15 protein-coding genes are annotated in these 18,441 nt (G+C 62.5%); 8 read left to right on the top strand and 7 right to left on the bottom strand.

Features of this window, described 5'->3' with window-relative positions; genetic code table 11:
• Positions 1 to 5 precede the first annotated feature (5 nt).
• On the top strand, positions 6 to 992 hold the full coding sequence (locus HP499_RS00075) for a M56 family metallopeptidase (RefSeq protein WP_172321944.1): 987 nt from the start codon (positions 6 to 8) through the stop codon (positions 990 to 992).
• Here HP499_RS00075 and HP499_RS00070 read toward each other — a convergent pair.
• Positions 989 to 1,525 carry a Chromate resistance protein ChrB gene (locus HP499_RS00070; RefSeq protein WP_172321943.1) on the bottom strand — a complete coding sequence of 179 codons (537 nt, stop codon included), beginning with the start codon at positions 1,523 to 1,525 and terminating at the stop codon, positions 989 to 991. The genes HP499_RS00075 and HP499_RS00070 overlap by 4 nt on opposite strands.
• A 34-nt stretch (positions 1,526 to 1,559) precedes the next feature.
• Here HP499_RS00070 and HP499_RS00065 point away from each other — a divergent pair, with 34 nt between their 5' ends.
• Positions 1,560 to 2,753: an MFS transporter gene (locus HP499_RS00065; RefSeq protein WP_309138317.1), complete on the top strand. Its 1,194-nt coding sequence runs from the start codon at positions 1,560 to 1,562 to the stop codon at positions 2,751 to 2,753.
• Here the strand turns inward: HP499_RS00065 and HP499_RS00060 are convergent.
• Positions 2,750 to 4,858, bottom strand: a complete 2,109-nt coding sequence (locus tag HP499_RS00060; RefSeq protein ID WP_172321942.1) for a type IIA DNA topoisomerase subunit B — start codon at positions 4,856 to 4,858, stop codon at positions 2,750 to 2,752. The two genes, HP499_RS00065 and HP499_RS00060, sit on opposite strands and share 4 nt — an antisense overlap.
• Positions 4,859 to 5,124: 266 nt before the next feature.
• On the opposite strand from HP499_RS00060, the gene HP499_RS00055 reads away from it, so the two are divergent.
• Entirely contained in the window at positions 5,125 to 5,346 is a 222-nt protein-coding gene (locus tag HP499_RS00055; protein WP_018778705.1) for a hypothetical protein, read from the top strand.
• Between the two features lie 326 nt (positions 5,347 to 5,672).
• On the opposite strand, the gene HP499_RS00050 is transcribed toward HP499_RS00055, so the two are convergent.
• The 4 genes from HP499_RS00050 to HP499_RS00035 form a co-directional block, all read right to left on the bottom strand.
• Positions 5,673 to 6,983, bottom strand: coding sequence for an RNA polymerase sigma factor (locus HP499_RS00050; protein ID WP_172321941.1), 1,311 nt, complete (start codon positions 6,981 to 6,983; stop codon positions 5,673 to 5,675).
• 258 nt (positions 6,984 to 7,241) lie between these two features.
• Positions 7,242 to 8,501 (bottom strand): DUF4192 domain-containing protein, encoded by a 1,260-nt coding sequence (locus HP499_RS00045; RefSeq protein ID WP_172321940.1) that lies wholly within the window; start codon positions 8,499 to 8,501, stop codon positions 7,242 to 7,244.
• Between the two features lie 99 nt (positions 8,502 to 8,600).
• Positions 8,601 to 9,956 carry a nitrate/nitrite transporter gene (locus tag HP499_RS00040; protein ID WP_172321939.1) on the bottom strand — a complete coding sequence of 452 codons (1,356 nt, stop codon included), beginning with the start codon at positions 9,954 to 9,956 and terminating at the stop codon, positions 8,601 to 8,603.
• A gap of 35 nt (positions 9,957 to 9,991) precedes the next feature.
• Positions 9,992 to 10,930: a PAC2 family protein gene (locus tag HP499_RS00035; RefSeq protein ID WP_172321938.1), complete on the bottom strand. Its 939-nt coding sequence runs from the start codon at positions 10,928 to 10,930 to the stop codon at positions 9,992 to 9,994.
• Between the two features lie 337 nt (positions 10,931 to 11,267).
• Between HP499_RS00035 and HP499_RS00030 the strand changes: the two genes are divergently transcribed.
• The 5 genes from HP499_RS00030 (at position 11,268) to HP499_RS00010 (ending at position 17,382) form a co-directional block, all read left to right on the top strand.
• A complete protein-coding gene (locus tag HP499_RS00030) occupies positions 11,268 to 12,791 on the top strand; it encodes a leucyl aminopeptidase (RefSeq protein WP_172321937.1) in 1,524 nt (507 codons plus the stop codon).
• A gap of 295 nt (positions 12,792 to 13,086) precedes the next feature.
• Complete coding sequence (gene lpdA / locus HP499_RS00025; protein WP_026540286.1) at positions 13,087 to 14,469, top strand: dihydrolipoyl dehydrogenase; 1,383 nt, start codon at positions 13,087 to 13,089, stop codon at positions 14,467 to 14,469.
• Between the two features lie 113 nt (positions 14,470 to 14,582).
• Positions 14,583 to 16,337 carry a 2-oxoglutarate dehydrogenase, E2 component, dihydrolipoamide succinyltransferase gene (sucB, locus tag HP499_RS00020; RefSeq protein WP_172321936.1) on the top strand — a complete coding sequence of 585 codons (1,755 nt, stop codon included), beginning with the start codon at positions 14,583 to 14,585 and terminating at the stop codon, positions 16,335 to 16,337.
• Positions 16,338 to 16,465: 128 nt separating this feature from the next.
• Positions 16,466 to 16,819: a hypothetical protein gene (locus tag HP499_RS00015; protein ID WP_172321935.1), complete on the top strand. Its 354-nt coding sequence runs from the start codon at positions 16,466 to 16,468 to the stop codon at positions 16,817 to 16,819.
• A gap of 134 nt (positions 16,820 to 16,953) precedes the next feature.
• On the top strand, positions 16,954 to 17,382 hold the full coding sequence (locus tag HP499_RS00010) for an OsmC family protein (RefSeq protein WP_062067972.1): 429 nt from the start codon (positions 16,954 to 16,956) through the stop codon (positions 17,380 to 17,382).
• A gap of 97 nt (positions 17,383 to 17,479) precedes the next feature.
• Here HP499_RS00010 and HP499_RS00005 read toward each other — a convergent pair.
• Positions 17,480 to 18,441, bottom strand: a 962-nt coding sequence (locus HP499_RS00005; protein ID WP_172321934.1) for a S41 family peptidase, incomplete at its 5' end; no start/stop codon positions are given.

Below are 18,441 nucleotides of genomic sequence, written 5' to 3'. Positions count from 1 at the left end.
CCACTATGTTCTGGACCTCATACCTGCTTGCGGTCCTGGCATTGATTTTGGCATGGCCGGTGCCCGTCCTGCTGTCCCGCGCCCAATGGCCGGCACGCTCGCCGTTCACCGCCATGGTGCTTTGGCAGGCGATCGCCCTTGCCGGTGGGCTGTCCATGATCGGCGCCATGCTGGTCTATGGCTTGGAGCCCATCGGCGACAACCTCATTGCCGGCCTCAAGAGCCTGGCGGGGATGGTCTTCAACAACGAACCCACCACGGCATTGGGCTTCTGGCACCTTTTCGCCCTGTCCGCGGCGGCGCTGCTCACAGCGCACCTGGTCTTCACCCTGCTGCTGACCTACTACAAGATTGAGCGCCAGCGACGACGACACCGCGAATTGCTGGCCCTCCTCGCCTCACCGTCCGACGACGGCCCCGGAACCGTGGTCATCAACCACGACTCCCCCGTGGCCTACTGCCTCCCCGGCGGCGCCCGGTCCGTCACGGTACTTTCCGACGGTCTGATGGCAGCCTTGGAACCGGCCGAGCTCAGGGCTGTGCTCATTCACGAGAATGCGCATCTGTCGCAGCGCCATGACCTCTTGCTGTGGGCTTTCGCTGCCTGGCGGCAGGCACTGCCCTGGTTCCCCACCACGCGGCTGGCCCAAACAGCGGTTAACTCCCTGATCGAGATGCTGGCCGATGACGTCGCGCTGCGGACGGAAAGCAAGGGCACCCTGATCAAGGCCATCGCAATCGTCGCCAGCGGAACATCCCAACCTGCCATCGGAACCGGGTCACTCAATGCCGGCGGCGCCGTGGTGGAGAGCAACGCCGTCAGCGCCACAGGCGGCGCCGACTCACCGCGCACGACGGCGTCACGCGTCAGCCGCTTACTCTCGCCACAGCCGCCGCTCACCACGGGCTTGCGCATCCTGGTCCTGGCGGTGTCCGCGTTGCTGCTGGCAGTGCCTACGGCGCTGTTGATTGTTCCGGGGCTGCTGGGCTAGCCGGGAAGCGTGGCCTCATAGACCAAGGAAGCATAGCCCTCCAATGCTTCCGCGCAGCGCGCCACCCGGGCAGCGGCATCCCCCGCCTGGGGCAATTGCAGGACGTCACGCGACTTCAACTCACGGTACCAACGCCGCAAGCGCTCCAGGCTTTGTTCCTCTTCTTCGAGTTCGGCGAAAGTGAATTTGCCCCGGGAAATCTCTTTAGCGATCTCGAGCTCAAATTTGCCACAGTCGGCGCTGAACTCAGCCCATTCTTCGAGCCGGGCAGTTTCGAAAGCGCTGCGGAAGGTCTCAGCCCCGCTGCTACGGGGCGAGGCGTCCACCAAGGTCCAGGAGCCATCACCTTTCGCCACCAAGGACTCCGCCCTTTTCAGTCCCTCGTCAAAGGCCGGATGAGCGGGGAGCACCCAGGTTCCGGGCGACAAGGGAACGGCCCCCATGCGCCGGAGTTCCCGCCAAACCGCCACCCTATGCTTGGAAGGCTGGGCGGGCACCTGGACCAGGATCAGTAACCATTGCTCGTCAATCACAATGACGAATGTAGCAGCTGTTACATTGTGAAGCGTGAAACCCACCTATGACGCACCACTCCCTGTGAGGGCAACCCAGCGCTGGCCGCTCTACGCGGCAGGATTTACCACCGCTTTCGGCGCCCATGCCGTTGCGGCCGGCTTGGGTGCGGAGAGCGCGGATATTGGATTGAGCCTGCTCGCCTTGGGTTTCCTGCTGGCCCTGTACGACATCGCTGAAGTGTTCCTGAAGCCGGTGTTTGGCGCCTTGAGCGACCGGATAGGGCCAAAACCGGTCATCGTGGGCGGTCTTTTGGCTTTCTCCGCGGCCTCACTGATCGGGTTGTGGGCGGACCAGCCTGCCATGCTGGCGGCTGCGCGGCTGGGGCAGGGCATGGCGGCATCGGCATTTTCACCGGCGTCATCGGCCACCGTGGCCCGCCTCTCGGGCAAGAACACCGGACAATATTTTGGACGATACGGCTCGTGGAAGGGACTCGGCTACGCGATAGGGCCGCTGCTGGGAGCTGTTGCCATCATCAGTGGCGGTTTCGCCCTCTTGTTCGGGGTCCTGTCCGCCCTGGGCTTCCTCGTTGCGGCGTGGGCTGCCGTTGCAGTTCCAGCCCTGGCACCGCTTCCCCGGCCCCGCTACACCATTGTGGACGTGTGGCGGCAGAGCACCGAGAGGTCCTTCCTTGGCCCTACTCTGGTCCTTGCTGCGGCCACTGGGGCCCTCGGGGCAGCCGTTGGATTCCTGCCTGCCCTCGCGGCACGCGAAGGCCTTGGCACCGCCGGAAGTGTGGCAGTTGTGACGGTGCTGGCTCTGGCCTCGTCACTGATACAACCGCGCATCGGCAGGCTCCGGGACCAAGGCCGCGTCAGCGACAAACCGGGCATGGTGGCAGGCTTGCTCTGCATCGCAGGGGGCACACTCATGGCCGGCATCCTTCCGGGAGCGGCGTGGATCTACTTGGCCGCCGCCCTGATAGGCACAGGAATAGGCGTTTCCACTCCCCTGGCGTTTGCGCACCTGGCCGACTCGACCCCCTCCGAACGAATGGGAAGGACCATGGGATCAGCCGAACTGGGACGGGAACTTGGCGACGCCGGAGGTCCCTTGCTGGTGGGCGGAATCGCCGTGGCAGCCGGGCTCCCCTGGGGATTGGGAGCCCTTGCACTGCTGGTGGGGCTCACAGCCTTCGCCGCACCCGGAACCAAGGAAACCGCCACTCCCCCCGCGGCCAGCTAAGCGTCGATGCGTTCCCTGTCCAGGGTGGCTGCCCCGGCAATGATGAACTCCTTGCGCGGCGCGACATCCGAGCCCATCAGAAGGTCGAAAACCTCTTCCGCCCGTTGGGCACTCTCAATGCCAACCTTCCGCAGGGTCCGGTGCCGTGGATCCATAGTGGTCTCCGCCAGTTGTTGGGCATCCATTTCACCCAAACCCTTGTACCGCTGGATGGGCTCCTTATAACGCTTGCCTTCCTTGGCGAGGTTGGCCAAGAGGACATGAAGTTCAGCCTCGGAGTAGGTGTAGATCATCTCATTGGCCTTTTGGCCCGGATTGATCACTTCGACCCGGTGCAGGGGCGGAACAGCGGCAAAGACGCGTCCCGCCTCCACCATGGGCCTCATGTAGCGGAAGAACAAGGTCAGCAACAGGGTACGGATATGGGCACCGTCCACATCGGCGTCGGTCATGAGGATGACCTTGCCGTAGCGGGCGGCGTCCAAGTCGAAGCTGCGACCCGAGCCGGCACCGACCACCTGGATCAACGCCGCGCACTCGGCATTGGACAACATATCGCCCACGGATGCTTTCTGGACGTTCAGGATCTTTCCCCGGATAGGAAGCAAGGCCTGAAAATCCGAGGACCTGGCGAGCTTGGCTGTTCCGAGTGCGGAGTCACCTTCAACAATGAACAGCTCTGAACGGGCAACATCGTCAGTCCTGCAATCGGCCAGTTTCGTCGGCATCGACGAGGTTTCCAAGGCATTCTTGCGGCGCTGCGTTTCTTTGTGAACCCGCGCTGAGATGCGCGACTTCATCTCGCTGACCATCTTTTCCAGCAGGAGTGCAGATTGCGCTTTGTCGTTGCGGTTGGCCGAGTTAAGCCGGCCGGTGATCTCTTTTTCCACGACCTTGGCCACGATGGCCCGTACCGCCGAGGTACCCAGGATCTCTTTGGTCTGACCCTCAAACTGCGGCTCGGCAAGCCGGACAGTCAGGACAGCGGTGAGACCTGCAAGGATGTCATCCTTCTCGATCTTGTCATTGCCGGCCTTGAGCTTGCGGGCGTTCGTTTCCACGGCCTTGCGGAATGTCTTCAGCAGGGCAGCTTCGAAGCCCGACTGGTGGGTGCCGCCCTTGGGGGTGGCAATGATGTTGACGAAGCTGCGCATGGTGGTCTCGTAGCCGATCCCCCAGCGCAGGGCGATATCGACTTCGCAATCGCGTTCGACTTCCGCGATCTTGCTATGACCGTTGTCATCGAGTACCGGAACGGTTTCCTTGAACTTCCCGGAGCCGTGGAGCCGCCAGACATCGGTGACTCCGGCATCCGCGGCAAGGAATTCGACGAACTCCGAGATGCCGCCGTCATGGTGGAACACTTCCTCGTGCGCGCCGTTCTCACCCGGCGTTCCCGCCAGTTTACGTTCGTCGCGGACAGTAATCTTCAAACCGGGGACCAGGAAGGATGTCTGGCGCGCCCTCGCGGCGAGGTCGTCGTAGGAGAACTTGGCATCGGGCGTGAATATCTGCCGGTCTGCCCAGTAGCGCACACGAGTTCCCGTCACACCGCGCTTTGCCTTGCCCACCACGTCCAGCACGGAGTTCTCAACGAACGGCTCAAACGGCGCCTCAGGACCAGGCTTGGACCCCGAGTCAACGAACCGGCCAGGCTCGCCCCGACGGAAGGACATCTGGTACGTCTTGCTGCCCCGGTCCACTTGAACGTCCAGCCGGCTCGACAGGGCGTTCACCACGGATGCGCCAACCCCATGCAGACCGCCGGATGCGGTGTAGGAACCGCCGCCGAACTTGCCGCCCGCATGCAGCTTGGTGAAGACCACTTCGACGCCGGACAGGCCGGTTTTGGGTTCAACATCCACGGGAATACCACGGCCGTCATCATGGATTTCCACGGAGTTATCGGCGTGCAAGATCACTTTGATGTCATGGCCGAAGCCCGCCAGCGCTTCATCAACGGCGTTATCGATAATTTCCCACAGGCAGTGCATGAGCCCGCGTGAGTCGGTGGAACCGATGTACATGCCCGGGCGTTTCCGGACGGCTTCCAGGCCTTCAAGGACAGACAGATGCCGGGCGTTGTATTCAGAACTCGGTGCCACTCGCGGTGTGCTCCTTCGGGGTATATCTCAGCGTGTATCCAAGGATGCTGCCCAGCCATTTTTTGCTGGTATTTCAAGGCAAACTCTGCCCATACTAGGCTAGCCCGGCCGGCCCCCTGCCATGGGTTGCCACTCCCGGCACCGCCCAAGCTGCATGGTTACGTTACGCACATGTGATACGCGGACAGCGAAAGTGACCCATCCTTGCCATGGATCTGCGTCGAATGCTGGTTATATGGATGTACAGAACTACTAAGGAGGCCGACATGACAACAGCAGTTGCAGACCGCACGCTAAACGCAGCTGACCGGTGCGATCGTTGCGGAGCCCAAGCATATGTCCGCGTTGTACTCGAGTCCTCCGGGGGTGAGCTGCTCTTCTGCGGCCACCACGCACGTGCAGTAGAAGCTACGCTCCGGCCTATGACTTCCGACTGGCACGATGAGACCGAGCGCCTCAACGAGAAGGCGCCCGTCCCCGTCGACTAGGCAGGGCAGCCCGCGTAGCCGGACTCCCCTGATATATAAAGTATTGCGTTGAGCAGACAAGAGGGCCCCTCCCACCATGGAGGGGCCCTCTTGCATTTCATGTGGGCTGCGTTTCACCAAGGGCTGCGTTTCACAAGGGCTGCGTTTCCCTGGGGCTGCAATTGACACGGCCTGCGTTACCCGTAGCCTGAGTTCCCAGCATCCCTGCCGGGCCTCAGCAGGGCGGCTTTTAACAGGACAGTTTTAGCAAAGACGATCAACCGATCAATAAAAAAGCGGCCTCGTCGGGGATCCGACGGGGCCGCTTCCTTATACTGCGGGAAGATTTAGTCCAGGTAGTCCCTGAGGACCTGCGAGCGGGACGGGTGCCGCAGCTTGGACATGGTCTTCGATTCAATCTGCCGGATACGCTCACGCGTCACTCCGTAGACCTTGCCGATTTCGTCTAAAGTCTTCGGCTGTCCGTCAGTTAGGCCGAACCGCATGGCCACTACACCGGCTTCGCGCTCGGACAGGGTGTCCAGTACCGAGTGGAGCTGCTCCTGCAGGAGGGTGAAGCTGACGGCATCGGCCGGAACTACAGCTTCCGAGTCCTCGATCAAGTCACCGAACTCGGAGTCTCCATCCTCACCGAGAGGGGTGTGGAGAGAAATTGGCTCGCGTCCGTATTTCTGGACCTCAACAACCTTTTCAGGGGTCATGTCCAGTTCCAGTGCCAGTTCTTCCGGCGTTGGTTCGCGGCCGAGGTCCTGGAGCATCTGGCGCTGCACACGTGCCAGTTTGTTGATGACTTCGACCATGTGCACAGGAATACGGATGGTGCGCGCCTGGTCTGCCATGGCACGGGTGATGGCCTGGCGGATCCACCACGTGGCGTACGTGGAGAACTTGAAGCCCTTGGTGTAGTCGAACTTCTCCACCGCACGAATCAGGCCAAGGTTGCCTTCCTGGATCAGGTCCAGGAAGAGCATGCCACGGCCCGTGTAACGCTTGGCAAGGGAGACCACGAGTCGGAGGTTGGCCTCGAGCAGGTGGTTCTTGGCACGCTTTCCGTCGTGGATGACGAACTCGAGCTCACGCTTGAGCTTGGGATCCATGGATCCGTCGTCGGCGTTGATCTTTTCCTCGGCAAAAAGGCCTGCTTCGATACGAAGCGCGAGGTCCACTTCCTGCTCGGCGTTCAGCAGGGCGACCTTGCCGATTTGCTTCAGGTAGTCCTTGACGGGGTCTGCCGTTGCACCAGCGGACATGACCTGCTGGACCGGGGCGTCGTCGTCGTCGGCGTCGGAGTAAACGAATCCCGAGCCGGAGGGAGCGGGCTTGTCCTTCGCGGCAACCGCGCCATCCTCGGTGTCATCTTCACCGACTTCGACTTCTTCCGCTGCAGCAGGATCAAAGTCTTCGTCCTCGGCAGCGGCGTCCTCGGAGTCGGAGCCGGACTTGTTCGCGGCCTCAGCGGCGGCCTTCGCGCCGGGCTTGGGTCCACGCTTCTTGGGAGCGGGCTTGTCAGAGTCACCCTCTGAGGCCTTGTTGGCAGCGCGTGTGGCCGCGCGCTTTGCCGACGTGGCCGCTTTCTTTTCCTCAGCGGTCAATTCGGCCTGGGCGGCGGGTTCCTTCTCGACGGAAGACGGAGTCACAGAAAACCTTTCTAGCGGCGGTCTGTGGAATCACCATACGGGCAACACCACTATGACCCTGTCAAGTCCGCGATCAATTTCAAATGCGATCGCCGTCTGCAGAGTCTGTAGATAGAACTCCCGACAACGCTGTTTTGTTCCCGTTTCCGGGCCAAAGCAGGCATTCAAACGCGGACCCAACCGGGTCTCGGCATCCATTGTCTCACGGTTTTGCGAAACCTACGCCTGATGTATTCCCCCAACGCAGGTGCAGGCTTGCTATATAAGAGCTTGCCGGGACCCCCGCCACGCCGAACCAGGGCGGCTGGCCCAACGACAAACAGTTCCCTGGCCCAGGACGTCCATCAAAAGTCCGGCAAGTCGATAACCAGGACGGGCTGCCTCAGCACGGACAAGGCAGGCATGGGCGATGGAACCACTGCCCTTGCACCACGATATCCACCCTTGAAGCGTGAACACCGCGGCAGCCACTTCTCCCGATTCCTCTTCCACGCACAGCCCGGCGAGTACATGATGCAACGCATCAACCTGGCTCCAGCTGGGCGTGTCCGGGCGCAATCCCAACAAGACATCGCCATAGGTAAAGACGTCCGCCCGGGCAGCGGAACCACGCGGCACTGGAGCCGGAGGTACGTCTTCGGAGGCCGGAATACCGAGCTCGGAAAGATCGAACGGCGATGCAAACGGTTCGTCATCGCTGAATAGCCCAAAGGAAACAGCGCCGGATCTTGCAGAGTCGAGGCCGGCTGCCGCCATCACCACCACAGCGTCCCTCCACGCCGGCACCTTCAGCGTGGTCCTGAGAAACCCCATGAGTTCCGCATCGGTTTGCGGCTGCAAACGATCCCCTCGTTCGCCCCTGGCGAGGACGTGATGCCATACCGCCAGGACAGAGTCCAGGCAGCGTTCGCTCCGCCACAGGCCCAGGATGCGATCCCCGAAGCGGGACTCTGCCTCCTGGACGGCCGGATCGAGTGGTCCTGTCCTGACGAACGAAGGTAGTCCTTTCGATGCCCGTGGAGACGGACCAACAGCGCTCCCCTGGTACACGAGCTCAGCGTTCAGCTGGCTGTCCTTGATGCGCGCAAGGGGAAGTCCGGGATCCGGGCAACACTCCTCATCCTCGCAGAAGGCGCTGCGCCAATACTCGGGGCCGATCAACCAGGCGTCCCTCACCGACATGTCCACTTCGTCGAGGTGAAGCTGCAAGGCTTCCAGCAGTGGCATCGCCTGCTCGACCACGGCGCCGTTAGCCCAACCGGCCTCACTGTAGACCGCCAGCACCACACCGTTGGCGGCCTCATCCGCCACGAGGTAGTGGCGGATCTGCTCCGCGAAGCCGGCAAGGGCCTGCGGTGTCCGCTGTGACGGCAAGTCCACCCGCAGTGTTGCCCCCAGGATTTTCCCCTGCAGTGTGATGGCAACGAGGCTGTCTTCCGGCCAATAGCCGAGCATATGCGGGATGTAGCCAAGGATGTCTTCGGGTCGGTGGATGCTCAATGTTCGCTTGGTGGTCATGCATCCAGCCTGCTCATCCCCGACCGGCCGAAACAGGCCCAACCTTGCCTATGTGGAAAAGCCCGTCAAAGTATGGCCTTGGCAGAAGTGGCAGATTCTCTAGCGCTCCTTAGCGGCACCGGAACGGCCTTCCCGCCGTCGCTCCAGGCGCTCACGTCGCTGCTTCGCAAGCGTTGCCACCAGCGGCTGTACATGAATCCCTTGGGCCGCCATCTGCCGCCGGACTTTGCGCCGTGTCACCAGGATAAGGATCGTTCCCAGACCCAAAAGCAGGAACTGCACGCTGAGGGCTATGCGGAAAGGAGCAAGGCCATACAGATCGCCACCCGAGAAACCGCTCGCATTCAGCAGGTCCAATACGAGGCCGATGAGGTAGATCGCAACAAGTGCGGCAATGAAGCCGCCAACGTTCACAATTCCGGTTGCGGTTCCGATCCGGTGCGAGGGATTGAAGGTCCGGGCAAAGTCGAAACCGATCATGGAGCCCGGACCTCCGACGGCCAGCACCACCACCAGGATCACCAGCATCCACAGTGGAGCCCTGTCCGGCAGAAGGAGCACGGCAGCCCACACCAACGCAGTGGCTGAAGTGATCAGGAGAACCATCGCTGATCTTCGCATGGGGTGCTTGGAGACGAAGCGTCCAAAGCCCGGTCCGGCGATGATTGCGGTGGCGACGAAAAGGGCCATCAGAGCGGACACGGTTCCGGCATCCAGGCCTTGGGCCGAGAGCAGGAACGGATAGCCCCAGGTCATGGCGAAGAGGTTTCCGCTGAACTGGACGGTGAAGTGGCTCCACAAACCCAGTCGCGTCCCCGGTTGCTTCCAAGCACGGGACAAGGAGACGCCGGTGGCCCTCAAGCCCTGGCCGGATTCCCTGGGTGGATGCCCGGGAGGAGCATCACGCAGCATGGCCAGGACCAGCACGACTGCCAGTACGGACATCGCGGCCAGGGTCAGGAACGCGGGGGTCCACCCCGCGGTATGAAGGAGAAGCGCAAAGGGAACCACACTGAAAAGCTGTCCCAGCTGTCCGCACATTCCGGTGAGCTGGGTGACCAAGGGAACCTTGGCAGGGGCAAACCACAACGGCACCAGGCGGATCACCGAAATGAAGGTCATGGCATCACCGGCACCCACCAGGACGCGGCCCAGCACGCCCCCGGGCACACTGTCCGCAAAGGCGAGCTGCAGTTGGCCCAACCCCATGAGCACCGCTCCCCCGGCGATCATGGCCCGTGAACCAAACCTGTCCACCAGGACGCCTACCGGAATTTGCAGCCCCGCATAGACCAGGAGCTGAAGCACAGTGAAGAAGGAAATGGCTGCAGCACTGGCATGGAACCGCTCGGTTGCTTCCAATCCAGCCACGCCGAAGGACGTTCGTTGCGCCACCGCCACCAGGTAGGCGAACACGCCAATCGTCCAGATGAGCCAGGCGCGGGGTGCATTCACCCCTCAATTATGCCCGGCAGCATCTGAAAGCTGATTTATTGTGGCGAGTCCTTACGGGCCAGATACGCCTCAACAGCAGCACCGATATCCTCAGCGTTGGGCAGTTCATCGTTCTCGTCCGCAAGCAGCGATCGGCGGACCACGCCCTCGGATTTCTCGTCGTAGCGCGACTCCAGATTGGTGACCACGGCTTGCACTTCCTCGGAGGCTTCGATCTGTTCGGCGATCTGACGGCCCACTTCACGGCCGGCTTCGCGGAGTCGATCGGTCGGCAGCATCAGTGACGTCGCCGCGCCCAGATACTCCAAACCCGCGACGGCCGCCGGAGGGTACTCCGCTTCCGACAAATAATGCGGAACGTGGATGACATACCCGGCAACGTTGCGCTCCGCCTCCGTCAGACGCAGTTCGAGGATGTGCCCTATGGCCGCGGGAACATCCACGGTGGGCTTCCAGCTGGAAATGCCCTCAATGAGATCGGGGCGGTTGCCATGAACGGTCACTCCCACCGGCCGCGTGTGCGGCACGGGCATCGGAATGGAATGGATCCAGGTGACCAGGTTGACGTCCAGCTCTTCAACGATCCCGACGACGGCCCGCGAGAACCGTTCCCACTGCAGGTCCGGTTCGAAACCAGCCAGCAACAGGAACGGCTGGCCGAGTCCGTCGGTCAACTTGTAAAGACCCAACTTGGGGGCCTGGTAATCCTGTACGTGATCTTCCACGAAGCTGATGTGCGGGCGCCGGGAACGGTAGTCGATCAGTTGGTCGGCGTCGAACATGGCCACCACCTCGGCGTCGAGCTCGTCCAGCAGCTCGGCGTTGATCTGCCGAACCACGTGACCGGCGTCGGCAAAACCGGTGAACCCCATCACCATGTTCAGCCCGCGCAGCGCAGGGCTGTGGAAGGTTTCGATGTTTCGCGCGTACAGCGATTCGGGGTCCAGGAGGGAGCCGGATATCCGTTCAAACACGGCGTGTTCCTTTCGCAATGACAAAGTAGGGGGAGGTCCCGGGGGTACCGGCCACATGGCACCAACGGGGCCTCTGGGCGTTGCTGCGGGATTCCATTAATCCTTACAACGCTGCAGCTCCAAAGGGCATTCCTGCGGCGGATGTGCTGCAGCTCTCATTTAATTGCTGTCCGCAGCGCCCAAGAGACTACGATCGAAACGGGCCGGTATCCTCTTCCGACACCGGCCCCTGAAGACCAAGTCCGCCGTCGGTAGAGGACGTCGGGCGTGTACCGGGGCAGGTCGCCAAACATGCGGCCCAGCCAAGCAATGCAGAGAGAAGTGAGGCAACATCCTCGTGGTCAAGACTACTGACATCATCCTGGGCATCATCGCCAAGGACCTGAAAAAGTCCCCCAGCGACGCACTGGTGATTGGAATTGCGCAAGGCGCAGATGGGCCGGTGCTGCTTCCGAATCCCCTGAGCGCAAAGGCAGCTGAGTCTGTTGCGGGCTCCCTCAAATTGCTGGGGATCACCGGTGCCGCCGATCAGGCACACCGGCTTCCCGGCTTGCCGGAGACCGGCTCGGGAATCCTGGTCCTCGCCGGCGTGGGCAAATTGTCGGAGTCCGGCAGTCTTGCCGAGGAGGCCCTGCGTCGCGCCGCCGGATCTGCCGTCCGTCAGCTGGCCGGCCTTACGTCAGTAACCTTGGCATTCCCGACCACCAGCGTGGCCGATGTGGCTGCTATCGCCGAAGGCGCAGCCCTGGGTGCCTACTCCTACACCGAGCACCGTTCCAGCAAGGACGGATTGAAGGCCCCTGTAGCCAAAGCGTTGATTTTCACCGATGTGGATCCCAAAGACGCTCAGCCTGCACTGGATCGGGCTGCCGTTGTTGCCCGCGCCGTGAACGCCACCAGGACCCTGGTCAACCAGCCTCCCAGCCACCTCTATCCGGAATCCTTTGCCGAGTCCGCAAAGGAACTCGGCAAGGGCCTGCCCGTCAAGGTCACAGTCTGGGACGAGAAGCGGCTTGAAAAAGAAGGCTTTGGCGGCATCCTGGGCGTCGGCAAGGGTTCAACCCGCCAGCCCCGCCTGGTGAAGGTGGAATATGCGCCGGCCAAGGCCACCAGGAAGATCGCCCTCGTTGGCAAGGGCATCACCTTCGACACCGGTGGTATCTCCATCAAGCCGGCGCTCGGCATGGGCGACATGAAGAGCGATATGGCGGGCGCCGCCGTCGTGCTTAATACCGTCCTGGCCATCGCTTCGCTTGGCCTGAACATCAAGGCAACTGCGTGGCTCTGCATTGCGGAGAACATGCCCTCCGGGGCTGCGGCCCGGCCTGCAGACGTCTTCACCATCTACGGCGGCAAGACCGTCGAGGTCCTCAACACCGACGCCGAGGGGCGCCTGGTCATGGCCGACGGGCTCGTCGCTGCCAGCCTGGAGAAGCCGGACGCCATCATTGACGTCGCCACGCTGACCGGTGCGCAGCTCATAGCACTGGGACTGCGCACGGCAGGTGTGATGGGCTCCGATTCCGTCACTGCAGCTTTGAAGTCGGCAGCTGACAGGGCTGGCGAGCTGGTCTGGCCCATGCCGTTGCCGGAAGAACTGCGCCCCAGCCTTGACTCCCAGGTGGCAGATCTTGCCAACATCGGTGAGCGCAACGGCGGCATGATGACCGCGGCCGTTTTCCTGCGGGAATTCGTTGGCAAGAACGGGGACGGTCAGCAGATCCCGTGGGCCCACGTCGATATTGCAGGTCCCTCGTTCAATAACGGCAGCCCCTACGGCTACACCCCCAAGCAGGGAACAGGATGCACTGTCCGCACCCTGGTTGCCTACGCTGAGGATCTGCTCGCAGCTCCCGCCTAAGCTGCACCACCTTGCCCATCCGGGCTGCGCGACCCTTGCCGGAGACCCCCGCAAGGGCCGCGCAACCCCGGAATTATGCGGCGTGTAGCGCTGTGTCACAAGTGAACGTGAGTCTCGACACAAGCGCTCCACAAACACCCGCAGAGGGTGGAGCATGGGTAGGTGGTTCGCTAAGGTGAACTCGATAGTCACAAATGCAAGAGAACTTAGGTGCTGGCATAATCACGGCAGAACAAGTTCCAAAGACCAGATGGCACGCAGTCCCGTGTCATCATTCACGCGAGGGAGCGTTTTAGTGGCCGATCAGGCAACTGCGCAAGAATTCGACATCCTGGTACTCGGTGGCGGCAGCGGCGGCTACGCCACTGCCCTGCGGGCCGTACAGCTTGGGTTCACCGTTGGCCTTGTGGAAAAGGCAAAGCTCGGCGGAACCTGCCTGCACAACGGTTGTATCCCCACCAAGGCACTCCTGCACTCGGCCGAACTGGCCGACCATGCACGCGATTCCGCCAAGTATGGTGTGAACGTCACGCTCGACAGCATCGACATGCCGGCCGTGAACGCGTACAAGGACGGCATCATCGCCGGTAAGTACAAGGGCCTCCAGGGACTCATCAAGTCCAAGGGCATCACCGTCATCGAGGGTGAAGGCAAGCTCCAGGGCAATAACACGGTGGTCGTCAACGGCACTTCCTACACGGGTAAGAACATTGTCCTGGCCACAGGTTCCTACTCGCGCTCCCTGCCTGGCCTGGAAATCGGCGGCAAGGTCATCACCTCTGACCAGGCCTTGACCATGGACTACATCCCCAAGAGCGCGATCGTCCTCGGCGGCGGCGTCATCGGCGTCGAATTCGCCTCCGTATGGAAGTCCTTCGGCGTGGACGTCACCATCATCGAAGGCCTCCCCTCCTTGGTTCCCAACGAGGACGCCTCGATCGTCAAGAACCTCGAGCGGGCTTTCAAGAAGCGCGGCATCAAGTTCACCACGGGCATCTTCTTCCAGGGTGTCGAGCAGAACGACGACGGCGTCAAGGTCACGTTGGTGGACGGCCAGACCTTCGAAGCCGACCTCCTCCTCGTAGCTGTTGGCCGTGGCCCCGTCACCGCCAACCTGGGCTACGAAGAAGCCGGCATCACCATCGACCGCGGATTCGTCATCACCAACGAGCGTCTCCACACCGGCGTCGGCAACATCTACGCTGTGGGCGACATCGTCCCCGGTGTCCAGCTCGCACACCGCGGCTACCAGCAGGGCATCTTCGTCGCTGAGGAAATTGCCGGCCTGAACCCGGCAATCGTCGAGGACATCAACATCCCCAAGGTCACCTACTGCGAGCCTGAAATCGCCACCGTCGGCTACACCGAAAAGGCCGCCAAAGAGAAGTTCGGCGATGACCAGGTCCAGACCCAGGAATACAACCTCGCCGGCAACGGCAAGAGCTCCATCCTCGGTACCGGCGGCATCGTCAAACTTGTTCGCCAGAAGGACGGCCCCGTGGTGGGCATCCACATGATCGGCTCCCGAATCGGTGAGCAGATCGGCGAAGCCCAACTGATCGTGAACTGGGAAGCCTACCCGGAGGACGTGGCCCAACTGGTTCACGCCCACCCCACCCAGAACGAAGCACTGGGCGAAGCCCACCTCGCCCTCGCGGGCAAGCCGCTCCACGGCTAAGTCTTTACCCAAGACAAACGGGTCGGGTGCATGCAGCGGAATCTGCCGGATGCACCCGGCCCGGACCAGCAGAATTCATCCGCACAAAGATCAATAAGGAGAACGGGGACGACATGTCTGAATCCGTTAACTTGCCCGCCCTCGGTGAGAGTGTCACCGAAGGAACCGTCACCCGCTGGCTCAAGCAGGTTGGTGACCGGGTAGAGATCGACGAGCCGCTGCTCGAGGTTTCAACCGACAAAGTAGACACCGAAATCCCTTCTCCGATCTCAGGCGTCATCGAAGAAATCCTCGTCGCTGAAGACGAGACGGCTGAAGTTGGCGCCCCCTTGGTCCGCATTGGCGACGGTTCCGGCTCTGCCGCTCCTGCGGCCGAAGCTGCACCGGCCGAGGAAGCACCTGCTCCCGCAGAGCAAGCAGCACCGGCTCAGGAAGCTCCTGCCGCAGCTGCAGCAGAGGAAGCACCTGCCGCCGAGGCCCCCGCCGCTTCCAGCGGCGAAGGCCATGAAGTAACCCTCCCCGCCCTGGGCGAGAGCGTCACCGAAGGTACCGTCACCCGCTGGCTCAAGGCTGTAGGGGACACCGTGGAGGTGGACGAGCCCCTCCTGGAGGTCTCCACCGACAAGGTGGACACCGAAATCCCGTCGCCGGTTGCAGGAACCCTGCAGGAGATCCGCGTCAACGAGGATGAGACTGCCGAGGTTGGCTCAGTCCTGGCCATCATCGGTTCCGGCGCAGCAGCACCTGCTGCAGCACCCGCACCGGCAGCTCCTGCCGCAGAAGCGCCGGCTGCCCCCGCCCCGGCCGCCGCACCCGCAGCACCGGCTCCGGCCGCCGCCCCGGCACCCGCAGCTGCTCCGGCTCCTGCAGCTGCTCCGGCCCCCGCAGCAGCACCTGCACCCGCTTCGGCCCCGGCCAGTGAAGGTTCCTCGGAATCCGGCTACGTCACTCCCCTGGTCCGCAAGCTCGCCAACCAGCACGGTGTGGACATCGCATCCGTCTCCGGCACCGGCGTCGGTGGCCGTATCCGCAAGCAGGATGTTATTGCCGCCGCCGAAGCCAAGCAGGCTGCCGCTGCTCCCGCAGCATCGGCTCCTGCGGCTGCTCCCGCTGCCAAGGCTGCCGCGCCAGTAGTTGCATCCTCGCTTCGTGGCACCACGGAGAAGGCACCGCGTATCCGCCAGGTCATCGCCCGCCGCATGCGCGAGTCCCTTGAGGTCTCCACCCAGCTGACGCAGGTGCACGAGGTCGACATGACCAAGATCGCCAAGCTCCGCCTCAAGGCCAAGAACCAGTTCCAGGCCCAGAACGGCGTCAAGCTGACCTTCCTGCCGTTCATCGCAAAGGCTGTCGCAGAAGCACTGAAGCAGCACCCCAAGCTGAACGCCGCCTACGACGAATCCAAGCAGGAAATCACCTACCACAACGCCGAGCACCTGGCGATCGCCGTCGACACCGACAAGGGCCTCCTTGTCCCGGTCATCTCCGACGCCGGCAACCTGAACCTTGCGGGGCTCGCCGGCAAGATCGCTGACGTCGCAGGCCGTACCCGCGACGGCAAGATCGGCCCGGATGAGCTGTCCGGCGGCACGTTCAGCATCACCAACATCGGTTCTGTTGGCGCACTGTTCGACACCCCGATCATCAACCAGCCGCAGGTGGGCATCCTCGGAACCGGCGCGATCGTCAAGCGCGCCGTAGTGGTTGCCGACGAGAATGGTGACGACTCGATCGCCATCCGCTCCATGATGTACCTCTCCCTGACGTACGACCACCGCTTGGTGGACGGCGCCGATGCAGGCCGCTTCCTGCAGACCCTCAAGGCCCGCCTTGAGGAAGGTGCTTTTGAAGCTGATCTGGGCCTGTAAGGCCTAGCGCCAAGGTTCGTCTTTGGCATGAAGGGGCAGGTTGCCGGAATCCGGTGACCTGCCCCTTGCTTTAACCACCCCGCGTGGCTTTGCTACGGGACGTAGAACCAACTCGATAAGCTGGGGCCATGAGTATTCTCTTCAGCATCCTGGTGTTCTTGCACATCGTCGGCGCGGCCATGATTGTGGGCTACTGGATCGCCACCATCAAGGAGCCCACCATTCACCCGCGTCAGCGAGATGGCGCCTTCCTGCAGCTGCTGACCGGTATTGCCATGATGGGCCTGTTCCCCTTGCTCCCTGACGCCGACCCCAACTACTTCAAGCTCGGGATCAAGTTCGCCATTGGCGCCGCCGTGGCAGTCCTGGCCGTCATCGGCTCCCGCAAGGTCAAGAAGGGTGAGCCTGTGTCCACCGGGTTGGCTCATGGCGTAGGCGGCCTTGCCTTGATTAACATCGCCATCGCCACTCTCTGGAACTGATCCCTTCCCAACACCGGGTCACAATCCACTGACAGCGGAATGGCCGTGCGGTCCCACGGGCAAATCCCTAGGATGGAACCGGTGGCACCTGCCTCAGGCTGGATGCCGACTCACAACGACCCCAAGGAGTGGACATGGCAGCAACACGCACCGCACACACGGTTTGGAACGGCAACCTGATCGAAGGCGCCGGGAACACGACGCTGGACAGCTCAGGCCTGGGCACGTTCGATGTCACGTGGAAGGCGCGCACCGAACAGTCCGGCGGAAAGACCAGCCCGGAAGAACTGATCGCCGCGGCCCACTCCGCATGCTTCTCCATGGCTTTCAGCCACGCCCTCGCAGGTGAAGGATTCACTGCCGAGGAAGTCAACACCAAGGCCGATGTCACGTTCGTTCCCGGCACCGGCATCACCGGCAGCCACTTGACCATGACCGCAAAGGTACCTGGCCTGTCCGAAGAAGACTTCCGCCGCATTTCCGAAGACGCGAAGACGGGGTGCCCTGTGTCCGGTGCGCTTGCCAGCATCGAGATCACCCTGGACGCCACGCTTTCGGCCTAGTGCCGCAAGGTGCTGAACAGCACCGGTAAAACACAGAAGAGCCCCGCCGCATCCTTGATGGAAACAGCGGGGCTCTTCGTTATGCCAGCCCGGCCCTTCAGCCTTTTTGCGGACGTGCGGGCAACGGCTTTGGACGGACCTTGCGGTAGCCTTCGCGGAGTGGGGGCCGGTCCGTGGGCAGCTCCTGGATCATCTCCTTGAGGGCACCAATGCCGTACTCCAACTGCGGGTCGGTGCCGGCTGCATAGGCATGCGGCGGAAACAGTACTTCAATGTCCGGCTCCACGCCGCGGTTTTCAACATCCCAGCCGATTCCACCGCTGAACCAGGTGGCGTACCGTGGCTGTGTTACCCCGGTGCCATCTGCGAGGGCGAAGCGGTTGTCAATGCCCACCACACCGCCCCACGTCCGCGTACCGATCACAGGCCCGATGCCCCTGAGTTTGGACACCTGGGTGATGATGTCGCCATCCGATCCCGCGAATTCGTCGGCCAGGATGATCACCGGACCGCGGGGGGCATGATCCGGATATGTCCTGGGCTTCTCGCCACGCGGCATGCTCCAGCCAGTAACCTTCCGGCCGATGAGCTCCGCCACCAGTTGTGAGGTATGGCCGCCACGATTGCGGCGCACGTCAACAATCAGGCCATCCAGTGCGGTCTCGGTATCAAGGTCGCGGTGGAGTTGCGCCCAGCCGTTGGCCATCATGTCCGGGACGTGGAGGTAACCGAACTTGCCGTCCGAGGCTTCGCGCACAGTGCGGCGGTTGGCCCGGACCCAGTCCTGATAGCGGAGCCGTTCTTCATCACGGACAGGAACCACTGCCACTCGACGTTGCGCCCCGGCCGCTTCACCATGACCTTCACCGTTGAGCAGCGTCAGCTCCACTGTCCGACCGGCCGCCCCTGCCAACTGCATCGCCGGCGTCAAAGCCACTGAAAGTTCGACGCCGTCAATGGCCAGGAGAACGTCCCCCGCCTTCGCGTCTGCGCCGGGCCGGGTCAGGGGGGACGTCGCCAGGGGGTCCGAGGACTCCCCTGCCAGGATGCGGGTGATTT

Origin of the sequence: Paenarthrobacter sp. CM16, assembly GCF_013179505.1 — a bacterium.
Lineage (GTDB): Bacteria > Actinomycetota > Actinomycetes > Actinomycetales > Micrococcaceae > Arthrobacter.
Note: the sequence above shows the minus strand (reverse complement) of the source record. Positions and strands in the feature narration are given on the sequence as shown.

Coding starts and splice junctions, on each gene's coding strand:
- HP499_RS00075 (WP_172321944.1), top strand. CDS start 6: ATGTTCTGGACCTCATACCTGCTTGCGGTCCTGGCATTGATTTTGGCA.
- HP499_RS00055 (WP_018778705.1), top strand. CDS start 5,125: ATGACAACAGCAGTTGCAGACCGCACGCTAAACGCAGCTGACCGGTGC.
- HP499_RS00045 (WP_172321940.1), bottom strand. CDS start 8,501: ATGACCACCAAGCGAACATTGAGCATCCACCGACCCGAAGACATCCTT.
- sucB (WP_172321936.1), top strand. CDS start 14,583: ATGTCTGAATCCGTTAACTTGCCCGCCCTCGGTGAGAGTGTCACCGAA.
- HP499_RS00015 (WP_172321935.1), top strand. CDS start 16,466: ATGAGTATTCTCTTCAGCATCCTGGTGTTCTTGCACATCGTCGGCGCG.
- HP499_RS00010 (WP_062067972.1), top strand. CDS start 16,954: ATGGCAGCAACACGCACCGCACACACGGTTTGGAACGGCAACCTGATC.